Origin of the sequence: Paenibacillus macerans (assembly GCF_900454495.1) — a bacterium.
Taxonomy (GTDB): domain Bacteria; phylum Bacillota; class Bacilli; order Paenibacillales; family Paenibacillaceae; genus Fontibacillus; species Fontibacillus macerans.
Genome location: NZ_UGSI01000001.1, coordinates 2,826,293 through 2,846,789 on the forward strand (window position 1 = coordinate 2,826,293; position 20,497 = coordinate 2,846,789).

Annotated in this window: 20 protein-coding genes; 5 read left to right on the top strand and 15 right to left on the bottom strand. The window is 54.9% G+C overall.

The features are described 5' to 3' along the window. Positions 1-62 precede the first annotated feature (62 nt). Both DYE26_RS12660 and nrdR read right to left on the bottom strand, forming a co-directional pair. Positions 63-1,025 carry a phosphate ABC transporter substrate-binding protein gene (locus DYE26_RS12660; protein ID WP_036624359.1) on the bottom strand — a complete coding sequence of 321 codons (963 nt, stop codon included), beginning with the start codon at positions 1,023-1,025 and terminating at the stop codon, positions 63-65. Positions 1,026-1,207: 182 nt separating this feature from the next. Beyond that, a complete protein-coding gene (gene nrdR, locus DYE26_RS12665; protein ID WP_036624360.1) occupies positions 1,208-1,678 on the bottom strand; it encodes a transcriptional regulator NrdR in 471 nt (156 codons plus the stop codon). A gap of 125 nt (positions 1,679-1,803) precedes the next feature. Here nrdR and DYE26_RS12670 point away from each other — a divergent pair, with 125 nt between their 5' ends. Next, positions 1,804-2,034, top strand: coding sequence for an alpha/beta-type small acid-soluble spore protein (locus DYE26_RS12670; RefSeq protein WP_036624362.1), 231 nt, complete (start codon positions 1,804-1,806; stop codon positions 2,032-2,034). Between the two features lie 69 nt (positions 2,035-2,103). Here the strand turns inward: DYE26_RS12670 and DYE26_RS12675 are convergent, their stop codons facing one another. The 12 genes from DYE26_RS12675 to DYE26_RS12730 form a co-directional block, all read right to left on the bottom strand. Next, positions 2,104-2,667 carry a lytic transglycosylase domain-containing protein gene (locus DYE26_RS12675; protein ID WP_036624363.1) on the bottom strand — a complete coding sequence of 188 codons (564 nt, stop codon included), beginning with the start codon at positions 2,665-2,667 and terminating at the stop codon, positions 2,104-2,106. After that, positions 2,664-3,260: a dephospho-CoA kinase gene (gene coaE, locus DYE26_RS12680; protein WP_036624365.1), complete on the bottom strand. Its 597-nt coding sequence runs from the start codon at positions 3,258-3,260 to the stop codon at positions 2,664-2,666. The genes DYE26_RS12675 and coaE overlap by 4 nt, the downstream gene beginning before the upstream one ends. Beyond that, positions 3,257-4,168, bottom strand: a complete 912-nt coding sequence (gene mutM / locus DYE26_RS12685) for a DNA-formamidopyrimidine glycosylase (protein WP_051985594.1) — start codon at positions 4,166-4,168, stop codon at positions 3,257-3,259. The genes coaE and mutM overlap by 4 nt, the downstream gene beginning before the upstream one ends. A 23-nt stretch (positions 4,169-4,191) precedes the next feature. Beyond that, positions 4,192-6,861, bottom strand: a complete 2,670-nt coding sequence (polA, locus tag DYE26_RS12690; RefSeq protein ID WP_036624367.1) for a DNA polymerase I — start codon at positions 6,859-6,861, stop codon at positions 4,192-4,194. Positions 6,862-7,037: 176 nt separating this feature from the next. Further along, entirely contained in the window at positions 7,038-7,697 is a 660-nt protein-coding gene (gene phoU / locus DYE26_RS12695) for a phosphate signaling complex protein PhoU (protein WP_036624369.1), read from the bottom strand. A gap of 18 nt (positions 7,698-7,715) precedes the next feature. Beyond that, a complete protein-coding gene (gene pstB / locus DYE26_RS12700; protein WP_036624370.1) occupies positions 7,716-8,471 on the bottom strand; it encodes a phosphate ABC transporter ATP-binding protein PstB in 756 nt (251 codons plus the stop codon). 198 nt (positions 8,472-8,669) lie between these two features. Further along, on the bottom strand, positions 8,670-9,836 hold the full coding sequence (locus DYE26_RS12705) for a methyl-accepting chemotaxis protein (RefSeq protein ID WP_036624371.1): 1,167 nt from the start codon (positions 9,834-9,836) through the stop codon (positions 8,670-8,672). Between the two features lie 113 nt (positions 9,837-9,949). Then, the gene (locus DYE26_RS12710) at positions 9,950-10,672 is read right to left on the bottom strand and encodes a response regulator transcription factor (protein WP_036624373.1); all 723 of its coding nucleotides are present in this window, start codon (positions 10,670-10,672) and stop codon (positions 9,950-9,952) included. Between the two features lie 105 nt (positions 10,673-10,777). Next, on the bottom strand, positions 10,778-12,580 hold the full coding sequence (gene pnpS / locus DYE26_RS12715; RefSeq protein ID WP_036624374.1) for a two-component system histidine kinase PnpS: 1,803 nt from the start codon (positions 12,578-12,580) through the stop codon (positions 10,778-10,780). A gap of 1 nt (position 12,581) precedes the next feature. After that, on the bottom strand, positions 12,582-14,159 hold the full coding sequence (locus DYE26_RS12720) for a fumarate hydratase (RefSeq protein WP_036624376.1): 1,578 nt from the start codon (positions 14,157-14,159) through the stop codon (positions 12,582-12,584). A gap of 251 nt (positions 14,160-14,410) precedes the next feature. Continuing rightward, a complete protein-coding gene (locus tag DYE26_RS12725) occupies positions 14,411-15,277 on the bottom strand; it encodes an SDR family oxidoreductase (protein WP_036624377.1) in 867 nt (288 codons plus the stop codon). A gap of 103 nt (positions 15,278-15,380) precedes the next feature. Continuing rightward, entirely contained in the window at positions 15,381-16,271 is an 891-nt protein-coding gene (locus DYE26_RS12730) for a glycosyltransferase family 2 protein (protein ID WP_036624380.1), read from the bottom strand. Between the two features lie 164 nt (positions 16,272-16,435). On the opposite strand from DYE26_RS12730, the gene DYE26_RS12735 reads away from it, so the two are divergent. After that, complete coding sequence (locus DYE26_RS12735; protein ID WP_036624381.1) at positions 16,436-16,789, top strand: helix-turn-helix domain-containing protein; 354 nt, start codon at positions 16,436-16,438, stop codon at positions 16,787-16,789. A 60-nt stretch (positions 16,790-16,849) separates the two neighbouring features. Here the strand turns inward: DYE26_RS12735 and DYE26_RS12740 are convergent, their stop codons facing one another. Then, a complete protein-coding gene (locus DYE26_RS12740; protein WP_036624383.1) occupies positions 16,850-17,275 on the bottom strand; it encodes a hypothetical protein in 426 nt (141 codons plus the stop codon). A 345-nt stretch (positions 17,276-17,620) separates the two neighbouring features. Here DYE26_RS12740 and yedE point away from each other — a divergent pair, with 345 nt between their 5' ends. The 3 genes from yedE to DYE26_RS12755 all read left to right on the top strand — a co-directional run bounded on the left by yedE (position 17,621) and on the right by DYE26_RS12755 (position 20,341). After that, complete coding sequence (gene yedE / locus DYE26_RS12745; protein WP_051985595.1) at positions 17,621-18,835, top strand: selenium metabolism membrane protein YedE/FdhT; 1,215 nt, start codon at positions 17,621-17,623, stop codon at positions 18,833-18,835. A 68-nt stretch (positions 18,836-18,903) separates the two neighbouring features. Beyond that, on the top strand, positions 18,904-19,143 hold the full coding sequence (gene yedF / locus DYE26_RS12750; protein ID WP_036624387.1) for a sulfurtransferase-like selenium metabolism protein YedF: 240 nt from the start codon (positions 18,904-18,906) through the stop codon (positions 19,141-19,143). 283 nt (positions 19,144-19,426) lie between these two features. Further along, positions 19,427-20,341, top strand: coding sequence for a transposase (locus tag DYE26_RS12755; RefSeq protein WP_051985596.1), 915 nt, complete (start codon positions 19,427-19,429; stop codon positions 20,339-20,341). Positions 20,342-20,497: the final 156 nt, after the last annotated feature.

Genomic DNA, 20,497 nt, shown 5'->3' on the forward strand with positions numbered 1-20,497 from the left:
AAAGAGGCAGAAATGTCCGCCTCTTCTCTCTGCCGATATGATGTTATCGTATATACTGTTATTTACTTGGTAATGTTGCCGTCCACATCGCGTTTAACTTGCATTTTGCTGATCGGGATATAGCCGAGTTCCACAACATCGCCGTTATCGCCTTGTACTTCAGGGGAGACCATATAGTCCAGGAACGCCTTAACGACTTCGTTCGGCTCGCCCTTCGTGTACATATGCTCGTAAGCCCATACCGGATAAGTGCCGTTAGCCACATTGTCCACTGTTGCTTCCACGCCTTCGTATTTCACAGCTTTTACGGTTTCATCCAGGTAGGAAAGCGCAAGATAACCGATGGCTCCCGGCGTTTCGCCGACAAGCTTCTTAACCGTACCGGAGGAATCCTCTTGGATCGAACCTTGCAGGTCTTCCGTCTTCGTGCCAAGCGCGTATTTCTCAAAGGTGGCGCGCGTACCGGAGCTCGAAGGACGGTTTACGATTTGAATCTTTTGATCCGGGCCGCCCAGGTCTTTCCAGTTCGTTACTTTACCCGTAAAAATTTGCACCAGTTGATCTTTCGTAAGGTTGTCGACCGTTACATCCGGATTTACTACAGCGGCCATAGCGACAACCGCTACTTGGTGGTCAACCAGTTCGGAAGCTTGAGCGGCTTCCAACTTCTCTTCAGCGAACACGTCGGAGTTGCCGATGTCAGCCTGTCCGCCGGAAACTTGCGTCAGCCCCGTGCCGCTGCCTCCGCCTTGAACCTGAATGGATACGTTCGGATTTTGCTCCATGAATTTTTTCGAAACTTGATCTACCAGCGGTTGAAGCGCCGAGGAACCTACAGACAGGACCGAACCGGACAAATCCGAAGTCGCCTTGTTCCCGCCATTGTTTGCCGCTGCCTCGCTCGTCGCACCTCCATTACCGCCTTCAGCACCCGAGGTGTTAGTTTTCGCGTTGCCGCCCTGACCGCAAGCCGCCAAGGTCAAGCTTAATACCAAAGTCAAAACCATAAGCATACTCTTTTTCATTGTCTCAGGTTTCCCCCTTATTTGTTTTACAACCTGATTATAGGCGGCGAAGATCAATCCCGTGTTTTCGTAATGTAAACTTTGTGTAAAATGCACCTGGCGGTTATCCCTTAATTTCGACAATGGCAAACAAAAATAAACACTCCCTTAATTAAATACAGGGAGTGTTTATTCAAATCCGGCTATTCGAGTTCTCTCGTATTTTTGGACAGCAGCCCGGTCAGTTCCTTCATAAACATATTGATATCTTTAAACTGGCGGTACACCGAAGCAAAACGAACATAAGCCACTTCGTCCACGGGATACAATTGCTCCATCACCAGTTCGCCGATCTCGCGGCTTTCCACTTCGGCATTGGCCGAATGGCGCACGGACCGCTCCACCTCGGACACGATGCTTTCCAGCCGCTCCACGGAAACGGGGCGTTTCTCGCAAGCCCGGATCAACCCGCGCAGCATTTTCTCGCGGCTGAACTCCTCGCGGCTTCCATCCTTCTTGATGACGATCAGCGGCATTTCTTCCACCATTTCAAAGGTCGTAAACCGCCGGCTGCATTGCTCGCATTCCCGCCGGCGGCGGATCGACCTGTTTTCGTTGGCCGGCCTTGAATCCAGCACCTTTGTCCCCAAATAATCGCAATACGGACATTTCAACGCAAGTTCCCTCCTTTCCAAAAAATGCAATTTACATTAATGCCAATAAATAACTTCAAAAAAAAGTAATGAAGTTGATAGTCCCGGCACATAATACTGTTACCAACCACAAGGAGGTGAACATCATGGCACAAAATAATAACTCTTCGAACGACCTGGTGGTTAGACAAGCTTCCGGAGCATTGGATCAAATGAAATATGAAATCGCTCAGGAACTTGGCATCTCTTTCCCACAAGACGGATATGCTGGTAACCTGACTTCTTACGAAAACGGTTCGATCGGTGGTTTCATTACGAAACGCTTGGTTACCATCGCTGAGCAACAGCTGGCTGGCCAAGCTGGCCAATTCAGATAAGCCGATCACCCCGAAGCATTGACAGGCGAATTGACGCCCGTCAGTGCTTCTTTATTATCGTACCAGCGATCAAAACTCGTTGTAAATGTCGGAATACTGTTTATAGTAATGCGTTACCCGTTGCACATAATGGCGGGTTTCGCCAAACGGAATGTTCTTGGACGTTTCCAGACGGCCGTCCCATTTCCCGCTTTTGATCCAGTTTTTCACATTGGTCGGCCCGGCGTTGTAAGCGGCGATCATGGCGATCGCATTGCCGTCAAACTGCTCCGACAGCGACTTTAAATACCAAGTCCCGATTTCGATGTTGGTCCCGATCTCATTTTGCACCTGATCGAGCGACGTATCGGGCAAGCCCGCCTTCGCAATGACCCAATTCGCGGTGTCCGGCATGATTTGCATAACCCCTAAAGCTCCCTTTTTGGACTGGGCTCCGGGCTTGTAATTGGTTTCCACTTTTATAATAGCCGCCACGATAAACGGATCGATGCCGTTGTTTTTCGCGTGATAACGAATTTCTTCTTTATAATAAATCGGATAAAACAACGAGAGCCAAGCGGAATTAAAAAAGATCAGAACGATAAACCCCAGGAATAACAAAAGCAGCACTCTTTTTTTGCGAAGCCACCTCATAGCATTCCCTGATCCCGCCAAAACTCGTCAATCTGACGTTCCGTCTCATCCAGTCCACGGCTGTTGTCAATCAAGATATCCGCCCTTTCTTTTTTCAGTTCGATATCCATTTGCGCATTCAGCCTGCGTTCCGCCTCATCCCGGCTTAGGCCGTCCCGCTCCATCAATCTGGCCAGCTGCAGATCCCGCGGCACGTAGACTACCATAATCCGTTCGTAAAACCGCTCCAGTCCCGATTCGTACAGCAGCGGAATATCCGCGACGACAAGGCGGCGGGGAGCTGCGGCTTCAAGCGCGTCCAGGCGCTGTTTCATTTCGGCGCGAATCGCCGGATGCGTCAGGCTTTCCAGCGCTTTTCGCCGCTCGGGGTCCGCGAACACGATTTCGCCCAGCTTTTTGCGGTCGAGCGTCCCGTCCGGGTGCAGTACGGCTTGTCCGAAGCGCTTCGCTACCGCGGCCAGCACCGGATGCCCGGGCTCCATGATTTCCCTGGCGATGACGTCCGCGTCGATCAGGGCGGCTCCCCTCTGAACCAGCATGCGGGATACCGTGCTTTTGCCGGTGGCGATGCCGCCGGTCAGGCCGATGTTCATCCTTTCAACACCTCACTGTTTTCGCTTACGCGGGAAGCGGGCCGTCCGGGTTTAACTTTGCTTTGCTCGCGGCCGGGGCGGTATGGCTTTTGGCATTTGGGGCAAAAATGGGTTCCCCGGCCGCCTACGACCGTTTTTTCCACCGGATGCCCGCATTCGAGACAAGCCTCGCCGGTTCGTCCGTAGATGCGCAAGGCATGCTGGAACATGCCCATCTCCCCTTGACCGTTCACATACGATTTAATCGAGGAGCCGCCGGCGTTCACCGCTTCGTTCAGCGTGGCCACAATCGCATCGTGCAAACGGTCAAGCTTAAGGCCGCTAAGCTTGTCCGCCGGATGCTCCGGATGGATGCCGGCCCGGAACAAGGCTTCATCCACATAAATATTCCCCAAACCGACAACATATTCCTGGTTCAGCAGCACGGGTTTGATTTTCGTCTTCCGCCGCGACATCAGCTGCCGGAACACCTCCGGCGTAAAGGAAGGGTCCAGCGGTTCCAGTCCCAGTTTGGCCAAAGGCTGATTCGTAAATTCCTCCCCCGGCGGAAACAAATGCATCGTGCCGAACTGCCTTACATCCTTATACCTCAGCTCCGTGCCGTCCGTAAATTTGAAAATCACGTGCGTATGCTTTTCGACGGGCTCACCCTCGCCATACAATCCGTATCTGCCTTCCATACGCAAATGGGAAACGAGCACAAGCCCGTCCATCACGATCCGCAAAAACTTGCCCCTGCGGCCGATTTCCACGATTCTATGGCCGGCAAGCTCCGTCTCAAACCGCTGTACATCGTCCGGCCGCTGGATGATTCGCGGCAGGGACACCTTGACGGAGCGGATCGTTTTCCCCACGATCAATTCGGTCAGCGTTCTTCTGACCGTTTCCACTTCCGGCAATTCCGGCATACCAAGTCACCTCTTAACTCGTTTTACTTCGCTTCGTACCAGTTGACCCCGCTGCTAACCTCCGCCTTCAGCGGCACGGACAGCTTGATCGCGTTCTCCATCGTTTCCGGCACGAGCTTCTTCATGATGTCCAGCTCCTCCGGAGGGACTTCGAATACCAATTCGTCATGCACCTGCAGCAGCATCCGGCTCTTCAGGCCGTGCTCGTACAGAGCTTTGTCCATTTTCACCATCGCCAGTTTGATGATATCCGCCGCCGTTCCCTGGATTGGCGTATTCATCGCGGTGCGTTCGGCGAACGAACGCAAATTGAAGTTCGACGCGTTGATTTCCGGCAAATAACGCCGCCGTTCCAGCAAAGTTTTAACGTAACCGTCGCGTTTGGCGTCTTTGACGATGTCGTCCATATACCGGCGGACGCCCTGGAACGCGTCAAAATATTGCTCGATAAAGCGAGCCGCTTCCTTCCGCGTAATGTTCAGGTTCTGGGATAATCCGTAGTCGCTGATCCCGTACACGATGCCGAAGTTGACCGCCTTCGCCGAACGGCGCATATTCGCGTCCACCTCGTCCGGCCCGACGCCAAAGACGTCCATCGCCGTCTTCGTGTGGATGTCCATATCGTGCAGGAAGGCCTCCTGCAGTCCCTTGTCGCCGGAAATATGGGCCAGGACGCGAAGCTCGATCTGGGAGTAGTCGGCGGCGAGAATAAACCACCCTTCCTCCGAAGGAACGAACACTTTGCGGATTTTGCGGCCTTCCTCCAGGCGGATCGGAATATTTTGCAGGTTCGGATATTGGCTGCTTAAGCGCCCGGTGGCGGCGACCGTCTGCCGGAAATACGTGTGCACCTTGCCCGTCCGCGGCATGATTTCCTTCAGCAACCCTTCCACATAGGTGGACTGCAGCTTGGCCAGCTGGCGGTATTCCAGAATAAACTGAACGATCTCGTGATACGGCGCCAGCTTCTCCAGCACCTCCGCGTCGGTGGAATAACCTGTTTTGGTCTTTTTGATGACCGGCAGCCCCAGTTTATCGAACAGAATTTCTCCTAATTGTTTAGGTGAATTCAGGTTGAATTCCTGCCCGGCGATTTCATAAATTTGCGCCACCAGCTTGTTGATCTGCGCTTCGAACTCAACTCCGAGCTCTTTCAGGTCTTCCCGGTTGACGGCTACGCCCTGCTTCTCCATATCGGCGAGAATCCGCGACAGCGGCATCTCCAGGTCGTAGAACAGCCCGTGCATCTCGTATTTCTCCAGATCGGCGCGCTGGAGCGGAACGATGCGCAGCAGGGCGTCCCCTTTGCGGGCCAAATGCCGGCCGAGCGTCTCGGGATCGGGCACCTTGAATTTCGCGCCTTTGCCGTATACGTCTTCATCCGCAGGCATGTGCGGAAGCCCGTATTTTGCGGCCAGCCCGCTGATCGTCTGGTCGTTTTCCGTCGGATCGAGCAAGTAAGCGGCAAGCTGGACGTCATGTTCGGCCCCGGCAAAAGCGATCCCCTGCCAAAACAAGGCGAGGTCGGCGCGGTGCAAATCGTACCCCCGTTTAGGCACGTTTTCGTCCGCCAGCCAGGACAGCACGTCCGCCGCTTCCTCCCGCTTCAACAATTCAAAGGGCAGGAAGAAATGCCGCTTCGGCGTCGACAGCAGCAGTCCCATCAGCGTAGCATGGTGCGGATTATCCCCGTAAGATTCGATGATGATCCCTTCGACTTCCGCAAGCTGCGCGGATACTTCCGGCAAGGTGTCCACGTCCACCATCGTCACGCTGACGTCCTCCGCCGCCTGCGCCGCCTCCCCATCCGCCGCGGCGTTCCCGCCCGCTCCCGCGGTAAAGGACAAGCGCTCCAGCAAAGATTTGAATTCCAGCTTGCGCAGCATCGGCACCGCTTTGTCCTCTTCGATGCCGGAGAACTTCATATCCTCCCAGGACCGCTCTACCGGCACCTCGCGGAAAATCGTCGCCAACTGCTTGCTCAGCCGCGCATCCTCGGCATGGTTCACGAGATTTTCCTTCATTTTGCCCTTGAGCTCATCGGTATGGGCCAAGACTTCCTCCACGGAGCCGAATTGATGCAGCAGCTTCAGCGCCGTCTTCTCCCCGATGCCCGGCACGCCCGGGATATTGTCGGACGCATCGCCCATCAGCCCCTTCAAGTCGATGATCTGCAGCGGCTTAAGCCCGTAGCGCTCCTCGATTTCCTTCGGCCCGTAAGGCTCCACTTCGCTAACGCCCTTGCGCGTTAGCGCCACCTTGACCCGGTCCGTGACCACCTGCAGCATGTCCTTGTCGCCGGTGACGACAAGCACTTCGCGGCCCGAATCCTCGGCCTGCTTGCTGATCGTGCCGATAATGTCGTCGGCTTCGTACCCGGGGAGTTCAAACCAGGAGATGCCGAAGCTTTCCAGCAGATCCCGCATCAGCGGGAACTGTTCCGACAGCTCCGGAGGCGTCTTGTCGCGCCCGCCTTTATACTCCTGGTAGCCTTCGTGGCGAAACGTCGTTTTGCCCGCGTCAAACGCCACAAGTATATGGGTCGGCTGCTCCTCCTGAATGAGCCGGAGCAGCATATTGGTAAAACCGTAAACGGCATTCGTATGCAGCCCGCCGGAGTTCGTCAGCGGCGGCATCGCAAAAAATGCCCGGTAAATAATGCTGTTGCCATCTATAAGGATCAATTTATCCATACGACACCTCGTCCCGAGTGTTTTGTTCCTGTTACCTATGATAACACAGCGCGCCCCCGGTTAACACCGCGATGCCCCGCAAATAGCGCAAAAACGATAAAACCGGCAGCGGCCTGCATCTTATGCAAGCAACTGCCGGTTGATCAACCGGTATATAACGTGTTTTTGGCACAATCTTACTGATTCAGGTCCGGGCGGTGTCCGGTGACGAGATACACCGCGCTTTCGCCGATGTTCGTGGCATGGTCGGCGATCCGCTCGATATACCGTCCGACCAAGGTAAGCAGCATCGCCTGCTGCAGGGAATCCGGATTTTCGATCATAAACGTATACAGCTCCTGGATCATCTGGCTGTACAGATGGTCGACCTCGTCGTCGTCCTTGGCCATCTTATAGGCCAGATCCGTATTTTCGTCCAAGTAAGACTGCAGCGACTCCCGCAGCATCAGGATGACCAGGTCCGACATTTTCGGGATATCGATCAGCGGTTTGATCAGCTTCTGGCCTTCCAGGCGCATCGTCACCTTCGCGATATCGACGGCCAAATCGCCCATCCGTTCAAGATCGCTGGAAATTCTGAACGCGACGATAATCCGCCGCAGGTCCTTGGCCACCGGCTGCTGCGTCACAATCAGCCGTGAGCCGATTTCCATCACCTGCTCTTCCATCTGGTTCAGCTCGATATCGCGCTCGACGATTTGTTTGGCTTTCTGCGAATCCATGGTCCGCAGGGCTTCGATAGCTCCCGCAAGCCCTTGTTCGACATGCTCGCCCATCTGCCCGAGCAATTGCCGTAGTTCCTCCAGGTTCTGATCGAATTCTTTTCTTTGAATCATTCAGCAGCAGCCTCCTTGTTATCCGAAACGACCGGAAATATAATCTTCTGTGCGCGAATCCTGCGGGGTGGAAAACAGCTTCTGCGTATCGTCGGCCTCTACGATTTCCCCGTTCAGGAAAAAGACAGTCCGGCCGGAAATTCGCGCCGCCTGGTGCATGTTATGCGTGACCATCACGATCGTATACCTGTCTTTGAGCTGCTGGACCAACTCTTCGATTTTCAAAGTGGAAATCGGGTCCAGCGCCGAAGTCGCTTCATCCATCAGCAGAATGTCAGGCTGCACCGCGATTGCCCGCGCAATGCAAAGCCGCTGCTGCTGCCCGCCCGACAGGCTGAGCGCCGAGCGCTTGAGGAAATCCTTCACCTCGTCCCAAAGAACGGCCTGGCGCAGGCTTTGCTCCACAATTTCGTCGAGGGCGGCTTTGTTTTTGATCCCGTGCAGGCGAGGACCGTAAGCCACGTTATCGTAAATCGATTTCGGGAACGGATTGGGCTGTTGAAACACCATCCCCACCCGTTTTCGCAGCTCCTCCACTTCCACCTCATCGCCGTAGATGTCGTCCCCCGCGATTTCCACGGAACCTTCGATCCGCGTGCCGGGAATCATGTCGTTCATCCGGTTCAACGTGCGCAGCAGCGTCGATTTGCCGCAGCCGGACGGTCCGATGAAGGCGGTAATCGTTCTCTCGGGGATATCCAAAGAAACGTCCTTTAACGCATGAAATTGCTCATAGTATAAGTTTAAATGCTGAATCCGGATCGCGGTTTCCATGTCAGATCTCCTTAGTTAAAATAGCGCACACTTATAAACTCGAAGCACGCACCCGCGTCAAAACGAAAGTCCGTGCTAGAAGCAGCCTTGGCTTATATCAATTGCATGTATAGTTCTATTATGATCAAATACTTATCTATTTTAGCTTCCTTATGTAAAAGAAAATGAATCAAAATGTAAACGCAATGTAAAATATGTTTACGCGTTCGTAAATTGGTCCAGCTCCCGCAGCACGGTTTCCGTTCTTCGCGCAGCGACATCCGCGGCATCGCGCATCTCCCGCTCCCTGGCCTCCACCGACCGGACCGACCGGACCAAGGCTTCGAACGTTGCATCCGCTTTGCCCACCCGCCTATGGCCGGCTTCCATCTCCGCGGCCGTCAGGCCGGACGTCGCAGCCGCTTGCTGCACATGACGGTTGACGATATCCAGCGTTTCCCCGATATCCCCCGACAATTTTTGCGTCTGCAGGGCGAGCTTGCGGATTTCGCTTGCAACGACGGCAAAACCGCGTCCATGTTCTCCGGCGTGCGCCGCTTCGATCGAAGCGTTAAGCGCCAGGATCCCGCTCAGATTAGCCAGCTCCTGAATGCTGGCGGTGATCGACGAAATTTGCTGCGTCCGTTCAAGCAGCTCCGCCATTTGCGCGGCCTGGCTGCGGGACGTCACCAGCACTCTGTCGAAGGAGGCCTTCACTTCTTCGAGTTCGGCCCGGCCCGTTTCGGCTTGCCCGCTCATCAGTTCCGACTCCCGCAAGCTGCGTCCGGCCGATTCGGACACCTGCCGAACCGAACGTTCGATATCTTTGATCAGCGAACGGCTTTCGCGAACGACTTCTCCCCGGATTTGGTCCGCTTCCCGCTGCAGATCGCGCGACATCCGCATGAGATCCTGCACCGTCAGAATGCCGTAAAAACGCCCGTTTTCGCTAATAATCAAACTGTCGTAAAAATGGGCGTCCTCCCGGTTTAACGCCGCATCCACCACATCGCTGGCCGGAGTCAGCAAATCGCATACGAGCGGATGCTCGTCGGCAAAAACGGACGCCGGACGATCGTAGAACAAATCGGCCGCAAAACGCCCGGCCAAAAAGCGGTAAAACCGGTCCCGCATCAAAATCCCCAGCGGTTTGTTACTTTCATCACAAAGGACGATGCATGAAAGATCGGATTCGCGCTGGAACCGCCGCAGCACGCTGCGGCAGGACTCCTCCCGCCCGATGACCGGCACGCTTCGGCAGTACATGCGCACATCCACCTCGGCTTCCTCCCGCTCAGGCGCAACCGCCACCTCCGTCCCCGGTTCCCCGGCTATGGTTTGAACCGGCTCCGGACGTTCCAATTCCGCTACCGTCTGTGCTCCCACACGAACAACTCCCCTCAGATTGGTGCGTATTCATTAAAACAGCATAACCGGAAACTGTTTCCTTAATGTTTGCGGCATTTTGACCGTATGTAAAAAAACGTCCATCATCTTGCTTAAGTGATGGGCGTTTTTTTCTTGTTTACGACCAGCTTATATCCGACGCCGCGAATGGAATCGATATGCACCGATTGGGGATCGAGCTCCAGCTTTTTGCGCAGCGAACTGACATGAACGTCCACCGTACGTTGACCTCCGATGTAATCGAAGCCCCAGACCGCGTTCATCAGATCGTCGCGGGTCATCACGACCCCCGGTTTGCGCGCCAGATACAGCAGTACCTCAAATTCCTTCGGCCTTAGCGTAATGGCTTCCCCGTTTAAAGTAACCTCGTATTTCTCGGGGAAAATGGTCAATGCCCCCAGCGAAATCTGGGAGTTGTCCGGCACCGCGGATTCCCGCTCCTCCTGGCCGTTCGCTCTGCGGAGGACCGCCGCCACCCGGGCCAACAGTTCGGCAACGCCAAAAGGCTTGGTAATATAATCGTCAGCGCCCGATTTGAGGCCCTGCACCACTTCTTCCTCCGTATTTTTGGCGGTTAGAATAATTACCGGAGTCGTCACGCCTTCGCTTCTCAGCTTGGACATGATTTCAAACCCGTTCATGCCCGGAAGCATCAAATCCAGCAATATCAGGTCAAACTTCTGTTTGAGCGCCGTCTCGTATCCGGTCTGCCCATGATCTTCCACGACAACCTCATAGCCTTCGTTGGTAAGATTGTAAGACAGCAGCCTGGATAACGTCGGTTCATCTTCGATAACCAATAGACGTTGCGTCATAGAACCCCCTCATCTCTACATGTGATGATGACAAGCCCAGCATATCACGGGAATGTTAACGCGGTGTAAAAAATATAAAAATGGGTAAAATCGGTTCAACTTGTACTAACCCTCATCCAAAGTATGCATGAACGGGAGCTCGACTATGAATGAGGAGCCTTCGCCGACTTTGCTTTCCACGCTGATCGTGCCGTGGTGCAGATCGACGAGATGCTTCACGATGGACAGCCCCAAACCGGTTCCTCCGGAACTGCGGGACCGCGCTTTGTCCACCCGGTAAAAACGCTCGAAAATGCGCGGCAGATCTTTTTTCGGGATGCCGATCCCCGTATCGCTGACGACGATGCGAACCTTCTCGTCTTCCCCGCCTTCGCCCAAAATTGCGACATCGACGCGGACTCTGCCGCCTTCCTGCGTGTAACTGATCGCATTGGACAGCAGGTTCATGAAAATTTGCCGCAGCCGGTCTTCATCCCCTTCCATAAACAGGTGGTCGGGAATGTCGTGGGCCATGGCAATCGACTTCTTTTTGGCCGCGGGCAGCAGCACCTCGTAGATGCTGTCGAACAATTCCTTCAGATTTACGGGAGCGTATTCGAGCGGCACGAGCTTGGATTCGATTTTGGACAGGTCGAGAATGTCGCCGATCAGACGGTTCAGCCTGTCCCCTTCATCGTAAATGATCTGCAGGAACGAACGGGCCGTCTCCTCGTCTTTGACGCCTCCGGCGAGCAGTGTTTCGGCAAAGCCTTTGACCGCGGCGATCGGCGTTTTTAACTCGTGGGACACATTGGCCACGAATTCGCTGCGCATTCTTTCCAGCCGGCGGATGTCGGTCACATCCCGGAGCAGAAACAGCATCCCCCGGTATTTCCCGTTATCCTCGAACATCGGCACGCTGTCGAACAGCAATATTTTTTCCTCGGGATCGTAAACGTTGCGTTCCTCCTGGACATTTTCCTGGCGGGAAATCCCTTCCTCGACGAACTTCGTAAATTCATAGTTGCGTTTGATGTCGCGGTACGGTCTTCCCAGGAGCTGATAGCCCTTGACGTGCAGGATACGCTCCGCCTCCCGGTTGATCAGGGCGATAGCGCCCGAAGCGTCGACCATCACGATGCCGCCGGTCATGTTGGCCAGCACGCTTTGCAGCAAATCTTCGTTGTCATGAATCCGCTTGAGCTGCTGCTGCAGGCTGTCCGCCATCCCGTTGATCGCCTCGCCCAGCTGGCCGATTTCGTCCCGGCGGGCAAGCTTGACCCGGGCGTTGTAGTCCAGCTTGGAGATGCGATGCGCGACGCGCGTGATTTGCTCCAGAGGACGGGTCATTCCCGCGGCGATCCGGTAGCTGACGAAGCCGGCAACGAGGAATAAAATCAGCAGCCCGCCGGCCATCAGCAGCCATCCTTGGGTGAGTCCCTTTTCCACGGCGCCCAGGCTCATCGACAGGCGGATGTATCCGTCAAATCCGTCCGCGGAGGTGACGCGGCGGGCGACGTAAAGCATATTTTCGCCGACCGTATGGCTATAGCGGATCGCGCTGCCTGCACTCCCACCCTCCGCTGACTCGATTTCCTTCCGATGGGCGTGATTATCCATTCCCTCCGGATCCATTTCCGAATCGCCGACCACCTTTCCGTCCAGGGTAATGAAGGTGACCCGGGAATCGGTCATTTTTTTCAGGGCTTTGGCCTGTTCCGTGTAATAGGCTTCCGCGCTTGCGTTGCCCTGGACCGGGACAAACCGGAACGTGTCCTCCAGCAGGCTGATTTCCCGCTCCATGTTTTCCTCCAGGGCACGGATATGGGAATTTTTAAACAGCTGGGCCATCGTCAGGCCGGCAGCCAGCATCGAGATGCCGACCAGGCCCATCAAAATGAGGGAAAGCTTGGTTCTGAACGTCTTCATCTTATTTAAAAACCGGCTCTTTGAATGCGGACAACTTCGCGAGCGAGTCCTTTTCCACTCCTTCATGCAGGCTGTCTCCATGGGAATCCATCGTGACGATCGCGGCAAACCCGTCAACCTCAAGATGCCACATCGCTTCCGGTACGCCGAATTCCATAAAATCGACGCCGTTCACCTTCTTGATGCACTCCGCATAATATTGGGCGGCCCCGCCGATGGCGTTCAAGTATACCCCGCCGTGCTCCCGCAAAGCGGCAAGCGTCTTGGGGCCCATTCCGCCTTTGCCGATCACCGCGCGGATGCCGAACTTCTTCATGACATCGCCCTGATACGGCTCCTCCCGGATGCTGGTCGTCGGTCCCGCCGCCTTGACATGCCAGCCCGCCTCGTCCTTCAGCATGACCGGCCCGCAGTGGTAAATCACCGCGCCGTTCAAATCCACCGGGGCATCGTGATCCATCAAATATTTGTGCAAAGCGTCGCGGCCGGTGTGCAGTTCGCCTTTGAACACTACCACGTCGCCCACGCGAAGCTGCCGGATCTGCTCCTCGGTGACCGGCGTCTGCAGCACGATTTCCCGGCTTTGCCCCGCGGGCGCGGACGCCTCGGCGCCGGCGGCAATCCCTGCTGCGGCAATATCTTCGGCTCCTTGCTCCGCCGGTTCCTCGACGGAAACACCGCTGCCGCGCTCGTACAACCAATCGCTGATCGCGCCGGTGGCCGCGTCGATCGCCACCCCTTGCCGGCGGAAAGCCCAGCAGTTGTAAGCTACCGACACGAAAAAGCTGGCCGGCAGCCGGTTCTCGGCCCCCACTTTGCAGCCCAGCAGGGTAACTTCGCCGCCGAAGCCCATTGTGCCGATGCCCAATTGATTGGCCGTCTCCATAATATATTGTTCCAAACGATCCAGGTCCGGATTCGGGTTGACGTCGTCAACGGTGCGGAACAGCTGCCGTTTAGCCAGCTCGTAGCCCGTCGTCCGGTCGCCGCCGATGCCGACGCCGATGAAGCCCGCGCTGCATCCCTGGCCTTGAGCCTGGTACACCGCGTGCAAAATGCACTTGCGGATCCCGTCCAGATCGCGGCCCGCGCGGCCCAGGCCTTCCAGTTCGGCGGGAAGGCTGTATTGAATATTTTTGTTCTCGCAGCCGCCGCCTTTCAGAATCAGGCGCATATCGATAAAGTCGTTTTCCCACTGTTCAAAATGAATGACCGGCGTGCCCGGCCCCAAATTGTCGCCGCTGTTCGCTCCGGTCAGCGAATCCACGGAGTTCGAGCGCAGCTTGCCTTCCTTGGTGGCCCGCTGTACCGCGCTTTTGATGGCCCGCTTCATTTCAATCTGGTTTGCCCCGACCGGAGTATGGATGATGAAAGTCGGCATTCCGGTATCCTGGCAGATCGGCGACACCTGCTCCTCCGCCATTTTAATGTTGCGGGAGATGGTCGACATCGCCAGTCCGGCCCGCGTGGCCCGGTTTTCCATGGAGCGGCCAAGGTTGATCGCCCGCCGCACGTCCCCCGGCAAATTGGTGGAGGTCTCCACGATTAATTGGTATACGCTTTCTTCAAACTGTCGCATGGTCCAAGAATCCCCTCTCTCGTCTTCTTGATAAGCACATAAGCCCGAAAAAGCCCGGCAAGCTTTTTCTTTATTAAATTGAAAATTGCATCGCAAATCATATCTTCTTCAACAAGTTTATAATAACATAAGAACTACTTTAAGATGACGATTTCTGTCCAAAATAAACTCCGAAAAAGAGAGGTTTATCACTGCACAAAAAAATCCCCGCCTCTCGATAAGCCGGAGAGGCAGGGGATATGCTATGATCACTATCCGCCCACAATTTCGCCACCGTTGACGTGCAGGACCTGGCCGCTCATGTAAGAGGAATCCTCCGAGCCGAGGAAGACGTAGGCCGGCGCGACCTCCTCCGGCTGGCCCGGGCGCTGCATCGGCGTCGTCCCGCCGAATTCCGCCACCTGCTTCGCGTCAAAGGTGGACGGAATGAGCGGCGTCCAGATTGGTCCGGGAGCGACGGCGTTGACCCGTATCCCCTTGCTGCCGGCCAGGTTCATCGACAATGAGCGCGTAAAGCTGACGATCGCGCCTTTGGTCGCCGAATAATCCAGCAGCTGCGGGTTTCCTTTATAAGCGGTCACCGATGCCGTATTGATAATGGCGCTGCCTTTTTTCAAATGGGGCAAGGCCGCTTTGGTCAAATAAAACATCGAAAAAATATTCGTGCGGAACGTCCTCTCCAGCTGCTCGGCCGTAATTCCTGAAATATCCTGCTGCGGGTGCTGCTCCGCCGCGTTGTTGATCAGAATATCAAGGCCGCCGAGCCCGTCCACCGCCCGCTTGACCGCTTCCCTTGCGAAAGATTCGTCGCCGATATCCCCGGAAATCAGCAGGCATTTGCTTCCTTCCTGCTCGATCTCTTTTTTCGTCGCCTCCGCATCGCCGTGCTCGTTCAAATAGACGATCGCCACGCCGGCTCCCTCTTTGGCGTAAGCCACCGCAACCGCCCGTCCGATGCCGCTGTCGCCGCCGGTGATCAGCGCCACCTTGCCTTTCAGCTTGCCGGCCGCTTTGTACGTTCCTTCATATACCGGGCGGGGATACATGTCCGCTTCGACGCCGGGCTGCTGATTTTGATGCTGGGGAGGCATCGTTTGCTTGCTCTGTCCAAGGTCCATCCTGGCACTCTCCTTTGCCGTGTTGTCGACTATTCCTCATAGAGGTTGTTCGCGCACTTATAGGATAGACCCGTACCGGCGAGCTTATGCCCTTCCCCCTTTGTTAAAACACAATGCCAAAGCGTTTGAGAAACCACGTTTCGTCGTGCTGCCGGCGAAGCGCATACTTCCGCCTTCTTTCCTCCGTCAACTCCCGCAACTCCCGCAGCTCCCGCTCGTCCCCGCCTTCGCGGCCAAAAACCTCTTCTACCAACTGCCGGCAAAACGAGATTTGGGGTTCCGAGAAATGCAAACAGGCCAGCATCATCAGATCCCGTCCCCAGCGTTCCCCGCTATGATCGTAAGGAAAATTTTGCCGAAAAACCTGAACGAGGGACACCTCCGGAACATAACGGCAGGTCCCTCCCAGCAGCCACATTCTAAACGAAAATTCCGCGGTTTCCAGCTCTTTGCCGGCAAATCCGTCCTCCATCCCGCCTATCTCCTGAAACCGGTCCTTCCGGATGGCAAAACATTCCCAGGACAACCACGGCAAGTCCATCTTATCTTCCGCAACGGCCGGATAACTTCGGATGGATTTAAGCCATCCCGAAACGATTTCCGTCTTGGGCGACACGGAACGCTCATGCATAACAAAGGAAGGCGAACAGCAATCGGCTTCTCCCTTAAAGAGCGGGTCAAGCAGCGCCTCCATCCACCCGTCATCGTAATACAGATGTGCCCCGCAAAAGATCAGGTAATCTCCGGCGGCATGCGCGGCGCCGAGATTTCGAGCCGACACCCCGGCCATGCCCTTCAGGCGTTTGAACGGTTTCTCAAAGCGGTAACCCAGCAAAAAATCGCAACATCCATCCACCGAGCCTTCATCGACGATGATTACTTCATATGGAAGCGAGGTGCGCGACACCTTAAGCGACTCCATCGTCGTGTAGAGATCGACTCCGTTGTTTTTTACGGTAATAATAATCGATACGGTCTTTGATTCGCTAGACATCATATAAGCTCCTTAAAAATGGGTATTATTTATAAATTATTGTAAATCAGTAAAGACTATGATTCCATAATAACCCAATTCATACTTTCAGTAAACCCAAACAAAACACTTAGTTTATTATCTTTCCCTTTAGTTCTCACTATGGTAAATACAGGAGGGGTTTTATGGACTACGAGGCATTAGGGAAAAGGCTGCGCCAGGAACGGCATAAAATGCACTTGACCCAGGAGAAACTCGCCGAAAAAATCGAGGTTTCGGACGCATACATAGGACAGATTGAACGAGGCGAACGCAGTTTATCTTTGGAAACGCTCGTGAAGCTTGCTAACCAATTGGGAGTTACCGTCGATTATTTGCTCCATGATTCGCTGGAAATCAGCGATGACCATTTTATGGATCAAATTCAGCAAATCATGGCTGGCCGCACCTCAAAAGAGAAACAGCTCGCGCTGGATATCTTGAAGCTGATGTTCACCCATCTGGATGAATTGCAGAAGGAAACGAAAGATCCTTCATAAGACCGCTATTTAGCAAACAAAGACCTGCCGGGTAGTTCCGGCAGGTCTTTGTTTGCGGATTTAGATAATGGTGCTGAACACCATAAAAAACGAAATGACGAGCACGGCTACGGCCAACACCGCGCTTAATGTGCGCAGTTTGCCTTCTTCGGCCGTAATCGGTTTGTTCTGGCGAATACCCTCAAGCGCGAGACGCAGCGGCTTGCCCATAATCCCGCTAAGCGCGCCGATGGCCAGGAACAATAAGACGATGACGATCATCCAAGGCACCGAATAGTCGCCCTGACCGATCAAATACCCGCCCGTCAAAAGCTGAAGAATCAGGCCAAATTGCGCAAATCGGTTCAACGTTCTTACGGCCGATACGGTGCCTTCCTGCCCGGCGAGCGACAATTTGCCCAGCGTACCCAGCACAAACGGCAAAACCAAATAAAAGCCGAGCGCCAAAGCCCCGATAATATGTAGGAATAACATGACCTGATACATTAACACAACCGCCTTTCAACGTCAATTACATTTATTATAAACTATTATAAAAATAAATGGAACGGCTGTTGGGAAGGGCTTAAATTTAGTAGAGAAGGGTCAAGGCAGTCGCTTCACCGTCTAGCTGATTTTGCCTTTTTCCTGCGTAACCGAGCCTTTGCCCCAGGATGACGAACCACGGATAAGCCGCCAGCCTTCTAGTCTAACGCCGACTCTTAAGGTTACCCCTTTCTGCCCCCAAATTTTCCCTTTCATCCCGCGGCGAGTATGATAAAATGATCTGTGGCCCTTGGGCATGCCCTTGGCAGGCAGCGGCTCAACTTAATTATGACAAGCAAGGGAGTAATGATTGTGAAGTTTTTGCAGGATTCGCGGCTAACCTCGTATTGGAATCCTTACGCGGCGATCGGGCTGGCCGGTCTGCTTAGCGCCGTATATTTTGGGATTACCGGGACAGTGTGGGCTGTGACGGGCGAATTCACCCGCCTTGGAGGACATGTTCTTCAGCTGTTCGGCGCGGATCTCTCGGATTGGGCTTATTTTCAGCTCGTTCCGATGAAAGGAACAACCTTCAGCCGGACGGACGGGTGGATCGTCTGGGGAATGTTTATCGGCGCGCTCATCATGATTTTGCTCAGCAACAATTTTAAAATTCGCGTCCCCAGGCAGAAGCGCCGCTATGTACAGGGCTTTATCGGCGGGATCATCGCAGGTTTCGGCGCCCGCCTGGCGTTAGGCTGCAATTTGGCCGCCTTCTTCACCGGCGTTCCGCAGTTCTCCTTTCACTCCTGGATCTTTATGATCGCTACGGCGCTTGGCACTTACGGAGGCGTGAAAATCGTCAATTGGGCCTGGTGGAAAGGCAGGCCCATGCTGACCAAAGGCAACGCCGCTTCCCCGGCCGCAGTCTCCCGCACGGTACAGCCACTGATCGGTATCGTGCTGGCGCTCGGCTACGCGGGACTCATCGTTTATTTCTTCATCACCGGCCGGACTATGCTCGGCGTGGCCGCTGCTTTCGGCGCTGCTTTCGGGATCTTGATCGAGCGGGGGCAAATCTGCTTCACCTCGGCGTTTCGCGATCTGTGGATCAGCGGCCGCGCGACGATGACCAAAGCCATTATCATCGGGATGGCGATCAGCACAGTCGCTACACTGATCATTTTGCTGGTCTGCGGAATGGACCCGATCACCAAAATTTCCGCTCCAAGCACATTCGTCGGCGGCGTGCTGTTCGGCATCGGCATCGTCCTGGCCGGCGGCTGCGAAACGGGGATGATGTACCGGCTGATGGAAGGCCAGATCGTATTTCTTCCCGTCTTCGCCGGCAACATCATCGGCGCCACGGCTCTGGCCTACGCCTGGGATCACCTTGGCGTCTACAATGCGCTGGTGAAGAACGGAGCGAAAATCAATCTGCTCGAAGCGATGGGACCGGGACCGGCGTTGCTCGCAACGCTCGCCGTGCTGGCCGCCGGAAACCTGATTGCGGCTTATTGGAACAAGCATTACCGCTTCGGCAGCGGACTCAGGAACCGGCTTCGCCGTCCAAACCTTTAGGGCGACGCGCCGTTTACCTTGTCGTCTATTTTAGTCGTCTATACAACCCAATAAAGGAGGCAATAAGCATGTCGGTTGAATTAACTGTTGATTACACGCTGGATGTCAGAGGGGAATCATGCCCCTACCCGGTGATATATACGCTGGAGACGCTGCGGGAAATGACCAAGGGGCAGCTGCTGCTCGTGATCGCGGATTGCCCGGCCGCCTTCCGCAACGTGCCGGAAGAGGTCGTCAAGCATGGCTATGCTTTGGAGCAGGAACCTGTCCTGGAAGGCCGGGAAATGCGGTTTTACATTCGGGCATGAGCAAAATCGGCCGGTTGCCGTTAGGCAGCCGGCTTTTTTATCGCGTCTTGGTGCTCCTGCCTGCTGCCTGCCTTTGCACGATTATCCCTTTTGTTCATGGAGCAGGGAGCAGGGGGGGCTAGAGCAAGGGTTCCAAAAAAAGTGAGAAGAAAAGATCAAAAAAGATAGGAAAAAAATGAGGCGGTTCAGGTGAGATTTTCGGCTTGATAAGGGAACGAATGTTTGGTATAATGAAATAAATGGAACTTGTGTTCGTATATTCTTGATTCGGGGGCGAGCAAACATGGAGATCAATGCGGGAACGGAACTTCAACCATTCAGCAGCCGTTTTAACAGCGAGCAGGACTGCATGGAGGCGCTAATCGCGATGAAGTGGCCAAACGGCTTCGTCTGCCCGCGCTGCGCTCACACCCGGTGCAGCCGTCTGACTTCCCGGCATATCCCTTTGTTCGAGTGCGGAAATTGCAAGCATCAAACATCGCCTTTGGTCGGCACGATTTTTGAAGGAACGCATCTGCCCCTGGTGAAGTGGTTCCAGGCCCTGGAGTTGTTCTTGCTCCCTGACGGCATCTCGGCGCTGCGGCTCCGCCAGGTGATCCGGGTCACCTACAAGACCGCCTGGTCAATGCTGCACAAAATACGCCATGCCGTAGGGGAGTTCGATGCCCGGGAACTGCTCTCCGGAGACGTGAAGGTGAATAGCGATCAGTACGGGCGTAATCCGTCCCGGTGTCAGCTTTCGCATCCGTACGCCTCGGCGGTCGTAGCGGGCTGCACGGTCACGGAGTCGGGCGAGCTGGAACAGGTCAAAATCCGCCTGGTGCCGTATAAGCGGGGAAGCGAAGAAAGGGCAAGCCGTCACAATCTAATCGCGTTTATTGGCGGGCATGTGGATGTCCGTACATCGGCGGTGCAGTCGTTCCCTCAAGCCTTTCGGCTGTATGCTCCCTTGCGGAGAGTGGTGAGAGAGGCGTGGGAATCGCTGAAGAGTACGTATGGAGCCTTAGGACTAAAGCATCTGCAGGCGTATCTGAACGAGTACACCGGACGCCGCCGGCTGCGCCTGCAAGAAGAAAGGCCCGGAGCGGAAGAAACGATGCGGCAGAAGTTACTGCGCATGTGTGTGGCGATTCCGGCGATCCCTTACCGCCGGCTGATCGCGCGCCAACCGAACCAGCCCCTTGCGGCTGCGGCCTGATCGAGACGCTATAACGGTGGGGGTTACTTGATGCGGATCAACTTAATGGGTAGGGGTTAGCATGAACTGTGCGGGCATTGCTGCAGATGGAAGGGTTCAGGCAACAGCAAAATTACGATCTTTTCGTTTTCTTGGCGTCTTGCCTTGATCTCCTGT

Bases quoted from the DNA above. Each gene is read 5' to 3' on its own strand.
- DYE26_RS12660 (WP_036624359.1), bottom strand. From the start codon at position 1,025: ATGAAAAAGAGTATGCTTATGGTTTTGACTTTGGTATTAAGCTTGACC.
- DYE26_RS12730 (WP_036624380.1), bottom strand. From the start codon at position 16,271: ATGTCTAGCGAATCAAAGACCGTATCGATTATTATTACCGTAAAAAAC.
- yedE (WP_051985595.1), top strand. From the start codon at position 17,621: ATGATTGTGAAGTTTTTGCAGGATTCGCGGCTAACCTCGTATTGGAAT.
- pstB (WP_036624370.1), bottom strand. From the start codon at position 8,471: ATGGAAACCGCGATCCGGATTCAGCATTTAAACTTATACTATGAGCAA.
- mutM (WP_051985594.1), bottom strand. From the start codon at position 4,168: ATGCCGGAATTGCCGGAAGTGGAAACGGTCAGAAGAACGCTGACCGAA.
- DYE26_RS12725 (WP_036624377.1), bottom strand. From the start codon at position 15,277: ATGGACCTTGGACAGAGCAAGCAAACGATGCCTCCCCAGCATCAAAAT.
- DYE26_RS12670 (WP_036624362.1), top strand. From the start codon at position 1,804: ATGGCACAAAATAATAACTCTTCGAACGACCTGGTGGTTAGACAAGCT.
- DYE26_RS12740 (WP_036624383.1), bottom strand. From the start codon at position 17,275: ATGTATCAGGTCATGTTATTCCTACATATTATCGGGGCTTTGGCGCTC.
- DYE26_RS12735 (WP_036624381.1), top strand. From the start codon at position 16,436: ATGGACTACGAGGCATTAGGGAAAAGGCTGCGCCAGGAACGGCATAAA.
- DYE26_RS12755 (WP_051985596.1), top strand. From the start codon at position 19,427: ATGGAGATCAATGCGGGAACGGAACTTCAACCATTCAGCAGCCGTTTT.
- pnpS (WP_036624374.1), bottom strand. From the start codon at position 12,580: ATGAAGACGTTCAGAACCAAGCTTTCCCTCATTTTGATGGGCCTGGTC.
- coaE (WP_036624365.1), bottom strand. From the start codon at position 3,260: ATGAACATCGGCCTGACCGGCGGCATCGCCACCGGCAAAAGCACGGTA.
- polA (WP_036624367.1), bottom strand. From the start codon at position 6,861: ATGGATAAATTGATCCTTATAGATGGCAACAGCATTATTTACCGGGCA.
- phoU (WP_036624369.1), bottom strand. From the start codon at position 7,697: ATGATTCAAAGAAAAGAATTCGATCAGAACCTGGAGGAACTACGGCAA.
- DYE26_RS12710 (WP_036624373.1), bottom strand. From the start codon at position 10,672: ATGACGCAACGTCTATTGGTTATCGAAGATGAACCGACGTTATCCAGG.
- yedF (WP_036624387.1), top strand. From the start codon at position 18,904: ATGTCGGTTGAATTAACTGTTGATTACACGCTGGATGTCAGAGGGGAA.
- DYE26_RS12720 (WP_036624376.1), bottom strand. From the start codon at position 14,159: ATGCGACAGTTTGAAGAAAGCGTATACCAATTAATCGTGGAGACCTCC.
- DYE26_RS12675 (WP_036624363.1), bottom strand. From the start codon at position 2,667: ATGAGGTGGCTTCGCAAAAAAAGAGTGCTGCTTTTGTTATTCCTGGGG.